Here is a 10,631-nt window from a genome sequence, read left to right on the forward strand (position 1 = left end):
TACGAAAAATGCTCCCTTTATAGCTCAGTTTACTATTAAACTGATTACTAAAAGGAAGCATATCTCATAGCTTATCAACTATTTTAATTTATAATCATTTTATTATCTACGTTTTTTAGTTAAAGTATATCCTAATGCCATTAATCCACTAGCTAAAACTACACCTATACCTCTTACTGGTGAACCTGTATCAGGTAGTTTTCCACTATTTTGACTATTACTATTGTTATCCCCACTTACTATATTATTAGAGTTTTGATTTTGAGAATTACTGCTATTTCCATTATTAGTACTATGATTTGCTTTAACTAATCCATTTATTGCTTTTGTTAGATTTTCTTCAGCTTTAGCTATTTCAGTAGCCGTTGCTTCTTGATTTTCCATAACATTTTTAGCATTCCTTAATGCCTTCTCAACATTACTCCAAGTTTCAGCTGTATAATTAGTAATATTTAATCCTTCCACCTTATTTATTAATCCTTCTAACTTATCTTTACTTGGTTTTAACCTTAACGATAAGAATGATCTTAATAAATCATTATAAGAATCTTTTACTTCTTCCTCCATAGCATTTTCATCATTTACTACAATATTAGCAAGTGATAATTGTGCTTCTAACTTATCCCAAGTTGATTTAATATATTCATCTCCATTTAATCCATTAATTCTATCAATTAATAAAATTAAAGCTTCTTTATCTCCCTTTTGGAAACATAAAAGTTGCATTACTGCACTTAATCTATCAAAAGATGTATCTATTGATTCTTGTGTAGCATTTGAATTTGCTAAAATTGCCTTTGCTTCTTCCAGTGCAGCTTTAAATTCATTAACTACTGCTGTAACCACTGAAGCTAATTCTTCTTCAGTTACTTTTTCAGCCTCTCCAACAGCAATTTCTAAGTGCATTTTAAATATTTCCTCTGGCTTTTCTGGTTTTTCTTCAGCCTTTTCTAAATCATTTACAGCAGTATTCAATATATTTAATACATTATCTACATCTGCTTTTACTGATTCTATATTTGAAACTACTGAATTTACACTATTTAAAGCATTAGCTAATACTGCCCAAGATTCTACAGTATAATCTAATTCATTTAACTCTTTAACTTTTGCTAATAAATCATTTAATTCTTTAGCTTCTAATAATCCATCATATGCAGCTATTAATTCAGCCTTTAATTCACCTAATTGAAGTGTATTTATTTCATCTAAAGCAGTAACTTTATTAACAACTCTATTATACCTATTTACAGTTGCTATTGTATAATCATTAGCATCAATATTTTTTACTAATGAAGCTAATTCAACCTTTTCTTCATCTGTTGCTGCTCTATCCTTCTTAGTTGCAGTTATCTCTTTTATTGCAGCAAAATTTGCTCCATTAAATGTAGATAATGCAGTTATACGAATTGCACTTGCTGTAATATCTTCATCGAATACTATTGAATCATTAACTCCATCAATAAAAGCATCCTCTTTAAGAGTTGTCCACTCCCCATTTACTTTACCTTCTAATTTATAATCTTTAATTGATCCATTTGTTCCTTTGCCTCTTGAAACAACATTTACTGTATCAAAAGTAATTTCTCCACCAAAATCAACTGCTAACCAGTGGTTGCCTTCGTGATTATCTCCACCAATATAATTTGTATGCCACCAGCTTCCTAAATTCCCATCAATAGCACATTCTGCATTACCATCTCCAGTTGAACCTGACATTTCAGAACAAGCAGTTGCAGTCCAATTTTCTCTGCTATATTCAATTATAGCTTCACTCTTATATCCTTCATAAATTTCTTTAGCTTCATCATAGTAAATAGAATTATTTCTTAATTCAATATTTCCTAAAATACCTTTAAAGTTATTATCTGCAATTTGAACTTTTCCACTAGCAATTTCTTGATTTACTAATAATTCATCATATGATGAATTTGCTAATTCCCCATCAATATAAATCTTAAGCATACCATTTACTTCACGAACTGCTGCAATATGATGTAACTTTCCATCATTTATCTTACCAACATAAGTTGATTCTGTTGAAGTTGGTACATATTCGTCTGTTCCAAAAGTTCCATGAGCCTTTTCCACTACTGTAGTTACTTCTGATTTAGAATTTACTGCTAAATCTTTAACTTGTAAATTTAAATACCCTTCTTCATCAATAGTTAATTTAATATCTTCACCTTGGCTAAATAAATTAACATTATTTGAAGTTGTACTTACCGCCATTGAAATTCCAAAATCAGTTGTTCCTTCAAATACTTTATTTGATTTTAACTCATAAGTCTTATTAATATCTAATAAGAAAGTATCAATATTCCCATTATATTTCTTAGTAATATTTTCTCCATCAACTAACTCTTCTCCAGTTTGTACAAATATAACTTTTTCATTATCATAAACTGGTATTTCTAAAGTAGCTATCATTGAATTTCCGATACTATCTCTTTCACCATTAATATTTAACTTAACAGTATCACTTACTTTGTTTGCAGTATTAATTACTATAGTTCTATAATCAGCTTCTAACTCTGTAGATACTACTTCGTTACCTTCTACTGTATAAACTCCATCACCATTTTCAACACGTTCATTGAACTTAACAGTAATTTCACTATCTCCAGTTACTTTAGCAGATACTATTTCTGCTGCTTCATTATCTAAATTACCATATTGAAGAATTATAGTTTCATAAGGCTCTAAAGTAACTGTAATAGTATCTCCATAAGATACTGCTTCAGTTTCACCTACAACATATGGTAATACTTGATTTCCTCTTAAGTTTGAAACCGTCTTAGGAACTCCAACTACATCTGTTAGTTGTAATGAGTATTCTTGCACTTCTCCTGTTGGGTTTCTAAATGAAACTATACCTTCATTTCCATCCCAGCATGAATATCCATAAACACCTTGAGTTGCTCTATTGCCAAATAGCTTAGCCTTTTCTAATATATGAGAATTGGTTTCTGCAAAGTTTATTGCATCTGCATTTACTTGCCATTTTTCATCATCCATTATTGATGGTGAATAATATAATTCCCAGAATGCTGTTCCTCTAACAGAGTTAGCAAATAAGAAATCTCTAAAATCTTCTGTAGTTGCTGAACTTCCATCCGATACACCATAAATAGGGTCATGGTTATATATATTCTTTAATGGGAATTGAACTTGGTTTACTTTAAACAAGTTATAGTAAACATTATCTCTATAAGTTATTTTTTGTTGATGTCTTGCACCAGTTCCAGCTTGTCCTGTATCACCAGAATCTTGTACCCATACAGTATTTACCCATTGTAATATCCATGGGCTTAAGTTTACATAACAAGTTGCATTAATAAATAAATCTTTTCCTTCTTCAGCACGATTTTCTCTCATTTCTTCCCATGCATCTGTCCACTTTTCCCATAAATCAGTTGTATAGTACATATTATTTGTACCACCTGTCATAAGGTCATGATTTTCATTTGTACAAGGTCTAACTGCGAATCCATCAATTTTCCAATAATCAACATCAAATCTTTCTTGGTAATCAACAAACATACTAGTTAAGTTATTTACATATTTATCTGAACCAACGCAAACATTGTTCCAATAATCACTTTGAACATATCCAGTTCCCATTTTTTCCATATATTTCGCAAATCCACCAAAGTAGTTATATCCACCTTGTGGCCCTACCCAAACACCAAATTTTGATTGGAACTTATTAGTTAATTCTGTAGAAGTGTATAATTCATTAGGGAACTTATCATTAAATTCCCAGAATCCAGTACGATTCATGCTTTCTCCAGCATCTGCTGATGAAATATTTGGATTAAACTCCTCATCTCTATAGTTATTCCATCCATCATCAACAACATATGAATCAACTGGTTCTATACCATTTTCAGTTAATCCTTTTTCAGAACCATAAAAAGATTTTGCAATACTTTCATCTGTAATTCCAAGCATATTGTCATACCAAGAGTTATATTGTTTTCTAAACTCAGTTGGTGTTGCTATTTCTGAAATATATTCATAAAAGTCAGTTTGAACAACATCAGTATCAATGCCTTGGGCTGCCCCTACAACATTTTGCCAAGATACAAATTTACCATCTGTAGTTAATTGATTATCTGATCTTAATTGTTCAAAGCTCTTTCCACTATAATATCTAATTTGCATTTCATCACTTACTATATCCGTATCTGCTGCTGGGAATTCTGAACCAAAGAACATACCATTTGCATAAATAGGTTGTCCTAGCATTAATTCATTTTTCCCCATCCACATTGATGATACATCTTTTAAGTCTGGATGTGACCATAATGTATCCTCTATATCATTAGACAAAATAAAATTATCTAAATCTATATAATCAATTCTAGCTGACTCATCATTTACTTGAATCTCTAAGAATGATCTCATATAATGATCATCCCCTTCAAGAACAGTTACCATATCAATTAAATATTCTACTCCATTAAATATATATGGTTCATATGAAATAGTTAACTTTTTACCATTTTCAATATCTTCAATTTTTGTAGCTTCGGTATTAATAATTAAGTCACTTGATTTGATTTCGGTTTTACTAGCCTCTTCTGACACATCTGGAGTTTCATCTACCTTATAAACATCTTCAAATAAGTTTATTTCTGAGCCAGTAAACTCTTGTGTACTACCTAATGCATCAGATAATTGATCTATTCTCACATATCTAGTTGTATATGTTTGATCAAAATTTCCATAAACAATATCTCCTACATTATGTAGACCTCCTTCTTCATGTAAGTTATGATCTTTTTCAGTAAATTCACCTAAACCTGCTTCTACCCAATTATCACCATCTTCACTTACATACAGCCTATACTCTCCCATAGTACCATTTTTACCATAAGCTGATTCTGAATATCCTGGTCTTTTTAAATATGAAAAAGATGATACTTCTTTAACTTCACCTAAATCAATTTTTAACGATACCGGATAACCTGAAATTTGATAGCGATCAATATAACTATCTTTATTTCCATCGAACAATTTAGCTACATCTGATTCTTGATATTGAGTTCCATCATTTGAAGAAAGTGTTGCACTCCATTCAGTACGATCTATAACTTGTGTTGGAGCTGTTCCTTTATTAACTTCACCTTCTCCTTCACCTGAATCTTCATCATCCTGTAATATATTAATCACAAAATCTTCCGATCCAGATTGTGGTACTAATGTTGTATTAGCTCTATTATTTTGAATTAAGCTAGTTAATACCCTTCCATCAACAATTGAAAACTCTCTTTTAATATAATCGTTTTCAATAGTGATATAATTACTTTCTTTACTTGCACTAACATTCCCGCTACCTTGTTGCTGAACTGTTTCTGCAGTAGCTACTAAAGATGTATTACTTATCATCATTGTCAAACATAATCCCGCAGCCATAAGTTTTCTTGAAATCTTACTAAACTTCATTATAATCCTCCCCTTATACCTAAAAATTTTTTTCTCGTATTATATTCTTTATAAATACTTACAAGAAAAAATGTATAGTATAATAGTGCAATTTCATCTTAGTAATTAGGATTGTTATGCCATTTTTACATTATTATACACTTTTAGTATAAATAGTATCCTTTCTAAAATATTTAGATTTTTCAACATTTGTTTTGCTTTTTTGGGTTATATTTAGATTTTTTTACATTTCTAATAAAATTCCTCTATTTAATATCACTAATTTCTCTAACATATTAAAAACAAAAAACACAACAGAAAAATCATTTCTGCTGTGTTTTTATTTAATTTTTTCTTTTATTTATTATTTCATTTTAGTATAAATATAAATAGCATCTCTTAAGAATTTAGTAGTTCCTTCTACATTTTTATCATAATAAGCAGTGAACCTTTCATCATCAACATACATTTGAGCAATTCCTGCATGAGCTTCCTTTGTATATTTTGGCCAAGTAAACATAAGCCATTTTTTATGAAGTTCTGCAACTTCTTGCGCTAAATTACTAGATGGATCATTAGTTTTAAAAGCTTCTGCCAGTTTTTCTTCAATTTCTTTTCCTAATCTTATAAACTCATTATATTTTTCTTGAGACATACCCTTTATTTTACTATTACTTTTATTTACTGTATCATCTCCATACTTCTCTCTTACTTCTTTTCCATATTTATTTTCATTTTCATCTATTATATTTTGCTTAAACCCTTCAAATTTTTCTTTATTTGTCATTGTATTTTTCCCCTCTTTTAAATTTATTGTTTTATTTACATTTTTTAAAAGCAGCTCTATTTTTTGTTGCCTTTCAAGAAGTTTTATTTTATGCTCCTTTAGTGCTTCTACTTCATCAAAATTAGGATTATCTAATATTTCTTTTATTTCACCTAGCCCAACACCTAGCTCCTTATAAAAGAGGATTTGCTGAAGTCTATCAACCTCATTCTCTCCATATATCCTATATCCTGCTTTATTAATTCTTCTAGGCTTTAAAAGATTAATTTCATCATAATATCTCAAAGTCCTGGTTGTTATTTTTGCAAGCTGACTAAGTTTTTGCACTGTATATTCCATAATCTAGACCTCCTCTTAAGCTAAACTATACACCTTAACGTTGCGTTAAAGTCAACAATAAAAAATATATTTTTTATCTATTCCCCATACTTATTTCTATATTTAACTTTAAATTTGATTCTAGGATACTTTTCACAAAATTGACTAATAACATAATAACAACTTGGACACGGTTGCCATTTACTATATAAAACAAGCTCTCCTTTGTCTTCTAACTCATTGCTTTCTATTTGCTTATTTATTTCTTCTAATATCTTTTTTTCACTATCATTAATTCTATTGTATCCTATCCCTAATTTACCTAATTTATTAACTTTACTACTTTTGAAGGCAACTTGTCCTATAGGTTTTGCCATACAAAATCCTTCTACTTCATCGCTACCACTTACAGCTTTAAACTCCTTACCATTATAAATCGCTACTGCTATGTTTATAGAGTCTTGTAATGCATCACTTTGATTTATACTTATTGTTCCAACTTCATTCTCACTAAATTCAATATATTTATCTATATTTTTTCTTAAACGCTTCATTCTTGGTATATTATTTTTTAAATGCTGATAATACTCTATAGTTCCTTTTGTAGGTTTAATATATGTTGTCTTTATTTCCGTTGGTATTTCCATTGATATTGTTTTTATTTTATTTTTATCGTCATAATTTTCCTTTATTTTTTCTGAACTATTTAAAATCATCTTTTTTAATAATTCAATATCTTTAGCATAGACATATTCTTTACTTATTTCTGCCTCTAATGTTTCTATTCTTGCTATTTCTTTTTCATTTATAGTTTCTGATATACTATCTTTTATTTTATTTATAGCTTTTATTATATGCTCTACATCATCTTGAATACTTACTACTCAATCCTACTCAACTCTAGTTATATTTACCTTTTTAAATTTACTTATCTTTTTACATAACTTATTATGTTCCTTCTCAAAAAGTACTACTTTTTCTATGTAATCTATAAATTCTAATATATCCTTGGATCTATAAATAATATTATCTTCTTCAATGATGGTATATAGGTTTTCTACCATTTCCTCATTTATATTAAAAATTCTCTTCATTTCTTCTTTGAATTCATCTTCATCAAGTTTATTTACTATATATCCATCTCTTTTTAATATTTTTTTTAAATCACTTAAGCTACTAATATCTATTCTCTCTTTTTTCTTCTTTAGTGTCATACCTATTTCTGTCATATTCACCTCTAAATATTTATTATCTATTTATATTTAATAAATTATAACTAACCTATATACTACTACCATTATATATAAAAAATCAAATTACATATTTATGTAAAATATATCTTATATTTATATAAAAAAATTAGGTACACCTTACCAGTATACCTAAAACTTATATTACCCTAATAAATTTTTCACCATAGGATTAATCTTTGATCTATCAAATTTCCCATTAACCTTTTGCATAATTTCCTTCATTATTTTACCCATATCCTTAGCTGTATAATTGCCATTTGTTATTATTTCTTTTAACATAGCTACAACTTCTTCTTCACTTAATTGCTTTGGAAGATATGGAGTTAAAACTTCAAGGGCAAATTTCCCCTCTTCTATTTTTTCTTCATCATTTGCCTTTACAGCATACTCTAAAGCTTCCTTTGTTTGCTTTATGCTTCTTTCAACTATTTTAATAACATTTTCATCATCTATAACTTCCCTGCTATTAACTTCATATGCTTTAATTTCAGCATTAACTAATCTTAACACACTAACCTTTTTTTTATCTCTAGCTTTCATTGCTGCTATTTCGTCTTTTTTTAAAACTTCTTTTAACATATTATTTTATATTTAGTAAACTATCTTACTAAACTTTCCTCCTTTATTAAAAATACTTCCTTTTAATTATACTATTTTTATACTATAAATCAAAATATTTCTATGTAGAATAATATATCCTATTTTTCAAATACTAATCCTAAGTATAAAAATAAAGGAGTATTAATTATGCTTGAAAACTTATTTAACACTTACCTTCCTCATTTAATTAATTTATTAGAAGGTATGGGAATTATTATTCTTTTAATTGGTGCTTTTACAGCTTTTTTCAATTTCTTTAGAACCTTTTTTACAAAGAAAGATTATAAAATTAAATTAAATTTTGCAAATTCACTAGTAACTTGCTTAGATTTTAAATTAGCTGCAGAAATTTTAAAAACTGTAATAATTAAAGATTTAGATGATTTAATACTAATAGGTACAATTTTTATTTTACGTATTATCATGACTTTTGTTTTAGAAAGAGAAATACGTATAGAAGAAAAAAAGTAAAAAATATTATTAACCATTATTTTTAATTAATAGTTAGGAGTTTAACTCTTAACTACTAATTTCTAATTAGTTTAATTATATCTATTTGCTATACTATCCTTAGATTTATGTTCACTAGTGAATTCGCGAGCTGTACCTATAATGCTAATTTTCCCTTCAGATATATCACTTACAATTTCATTTATAAATCTATAATGATCATCATTTAGATTCAAATTATTAAAGGCATCTTTAAATTCATTAAAATAATCTATTTTATAATAAGGAAAATAAATAGATAATCCTCCTACCTCTTCCATAGTACTTGTAAACGACTTATATTTAACAGCTTTATTTATAGATTCTATTAACTCTTGAGATGAATTCAAATTTAATTTTTCTGCTATACTTATTGCATCTATATGATCTACCAAATTATCTGCAAAATTTTTAGCTTCACTTCTAGCTAGCGAAACTTTATCATAATTTTTATTATTTAATTCAATATTAATCTCAGTAAAAAAATCACATAAATTTTCATATACATATTCTATTTCTGTTAAATCTGTAATTGCTAATACTGCTTTTTCTGGAATTTCTCTATTGGAATTATGTTGCACAAAATCATCAATTATTATTTTTCCAAGCTCTTCTGTTGAAATTGATGTATTATTAGATAACTCTGTAATCCAATTACTATAATACCAACCTGCAAAAGGCTCTATTTCGGAAGATGCTATTAAGTAATCTGAAAAATCCTTAAGATTATATGCAACTTCTATAGTTGACATAAAACAAGCATCAAATCCAATAAAATCAAAAAAAACATCACTTTCCTCTAATGCCTTTGTCATATCACTTAATTCCATATTATCACCCTCAAAGTTTTCATCACGCCCAAAACCTTCTATTGTACCAAAGCCATGATTCCAAACTATAAGTCCATATCTATTAGCTGGATAGTTTTTTGTTGAATATGTAATAAAATCCTTCAATGTGCTTGATTCAGCCATATTCCTTAATCCTAAATCATCTTTAACTAAAACAAGCTCATTATCTTCAATTTTATATATCTGGTTTCGTTCTTCACTTATAGATTCATTGGTCCAATCAGAGGTTCCACCTGTTTCAATTAATATATTTATATTTTCACCTATATTGGACTCTAACATTTCTCTTATATCTACGCTAGCGGCTCCATATTCTGATTCTAAATCTGAGCCACACATATAAATCATTAATGTAAATTTATCTTCATTATTTCCTATAATATTGGTTCTATAAGCCCTTTTAGTATCCACTGATTCATTTTCTGTATCTATTATTTCTTCTTCTAATTTCACTTTAACTTCTTCATTATTTTCTTCAACTTGTTTTTCTATAACAACCTGTTTTTCTATTTTTTCTTCACTACTAGTATACATTCTAAAAAATAATATCCCTAAGCTTAACATTATAATACATAATCCTATACTCATAAGACCTTTATATATTTTTTTCAAAACCTACTCTCCCCCATAATTATAATTTTTAAAATTACATAAGTTCATTATATCATTTACTTTCCTAAAAAACTCCGCTTATAACAATCATCTTAACAATTTCCTTATATCTTGTTTTACATAAAAATTTTTTAAAAAGCTCACCATAATAATTATTCATGAATATATTATACTATAAAACATTATGCATATTTTCTAAAAATGTTTTAATTATATTTAGTTAAAGGAGGGCTTAATATGAGAAATTATTGTAACAACTATAATAATAATAATAATAATAATAATAATAAT

At 27.8% G+C, this 10,631-nt stretch carries 7 protein-coding genes; 1 reads left to right on the top strand and 6 read right to left on the bottom strand.

What is annotated here, in order from left to right:
- Positions 1-102: 102 nt before the first annotated feature.
- The 5 genes from HMPREF0216_RS07740 to HMPREF0216_RS07755 form a co-directional block, all read right to left on the bottom strand.
- Complete coding sequence (locus HMPREF0216_RS07740; RefSeq protein WP_005213272.1) at positions 103-5,451, bottom strand: discoidin domain-containing protein; 5,349 nt, start codon at positions 5,449-5,451, stop codon at positions 103-105.
- A 343-nt stretch (positions 5,452-5,794) separates the two neighbouring features.
- Positions 5,795-6,556, bottom strand: a complete 762-nt coding sequence (locus tag HMPREF0216_RS07745) for a MerR family transcriptional regulator (RefSeq protein WP_005213273.1) — start codon at positions 6,554-6,556, stop codon at positions 5,795-5,797.
- A gap of 77 nt (positions 6,557-6,633) precedes the next feature.
- Positions 6,634-7,251 (bottom strand): deaminase domain-containing protein, encoded by a 618-nt coding sequence (locus HMPREF0216_RS17700; RefSeq protein ID WP_005213274.1) that lies wholly within the window; start codon positions 7,249-7,251, stop codon positions 6,634-6,636.
- Positions 7,252-7,425: 174 nt separating this feature from the next.
- Positions 7,426-7,764, bottom strand: a complete 339-nt coding sequence (locus tag HMPREF0216_RS17705; protein ID WP_005213276.1) for a hypothetical protein — start codon at positions 7,762-7,764, stop codon at positions 7,426-7,428.
- 165 nt (positions 7,765-7,929) lie between these two features.
- Positions 7,930-8,367 (bottom strand): GatB/YqeY domain-containing protein, encoded by a 438-nt coding sequence (locus tag HMPREF0216_RS07755; protein WP_005213278.1) that lies wholly within the window; start codon positions 8,365-8,367, stop codon positions 7,930-7,932.
- A gap of 168 nt (positions 8,368-8,535) precedes the next feature.
- Between HMPREF0216_RS07755 and HMPREF0216_RS07760 the strand changes: the two genes are divergently transcribed.
- Positions 8,536-8,859: a DUF1622 domain-containing protein gene (locus tag HMPREF0216_RS07760; protein ID WP_005213280.1), complete on the top strand. Its 324-nt coding sequence runs from the start codon at positions 8,536-8,538 to the stop codon at positions 8,857-8,859.
- A 71-nt stretch (positions 8,860-8,930) separates the two neighbouring features.
- Here the strand turns inward: HMPREF0216_RS07760 and HMPREF0216_RS07765 are convergent, their stop codons facing one another.
- A complete protein-coding gene (locus HMPREF0216_RS07765) occupies positions 8,931-10,340 on the bottom strand; it encodes a clostripain-related cysteine peptidase (protein WP_051040680.1) in 1,410 nt (469 codons plus the stop codon).
- Positions 10,341-10,631 lie beyond the last annotated feature (291 nt).

This window comes from Clostridium celatum DSM 1785 (assembly GCF_000320405.1).
Classification (GTDB): domain Bacteria; phylum Bacillota; class Clostridia; order Clostridiales; family Clostridiaceae; genus Clostridium; species Clostridium celatum.

What these genes read in the sequence shown, in the direction of transcription:
- HMPREF0216_RS07740 (WP_005213272.1), bottom strand. Translation starts at nt 5,451, where the DNA reads ATGAAGTTTAGTAAGATTTCAAGAAAACTTATGGCTGCGGGATTATGT.
- HMPREF0216_RS07745 (WP_005213273.1), bottom strand. Translation starts at nt 6,556, where the DNA reads ATGGAATATACAGTGCAAAAACTTAGTCAGCTTGCAAAAATAACAACC.
- HMPREF0216_RS17700 (WP_005213274.1), bottom strand. Translation starts at nt 7,251, where the DNA reads ATGATTTTAAATAGTTCAGAAAAAATAAAGGAAAATTATGACGATAAA.
- HMPREF0216_RS17705 (WP_005213276.1), bottom strand. Translation starts at nt 7,764, where the DNA reads ATGACAGAAATAGGTATGACACTAAAGAAGAAAAAAGAGAGAATAGAT.
- HMPREF0216_RS07755 (WP_005213278.1), bottom strand. Translation starts at nt 8,367, where the DNA reads ATGTTAAAAGAAGTTTTAAAAAAAGACGAAATAGCAGCAATGAAAGCT.
- HMPREF0216_RS07760 (WP_005213280.1), top strand. Translation starts at nt 8,536, where the DNA reads ATGCTTGAAAACTTATTTAACACTTACCTTCCTCATTTAATTAATTTA.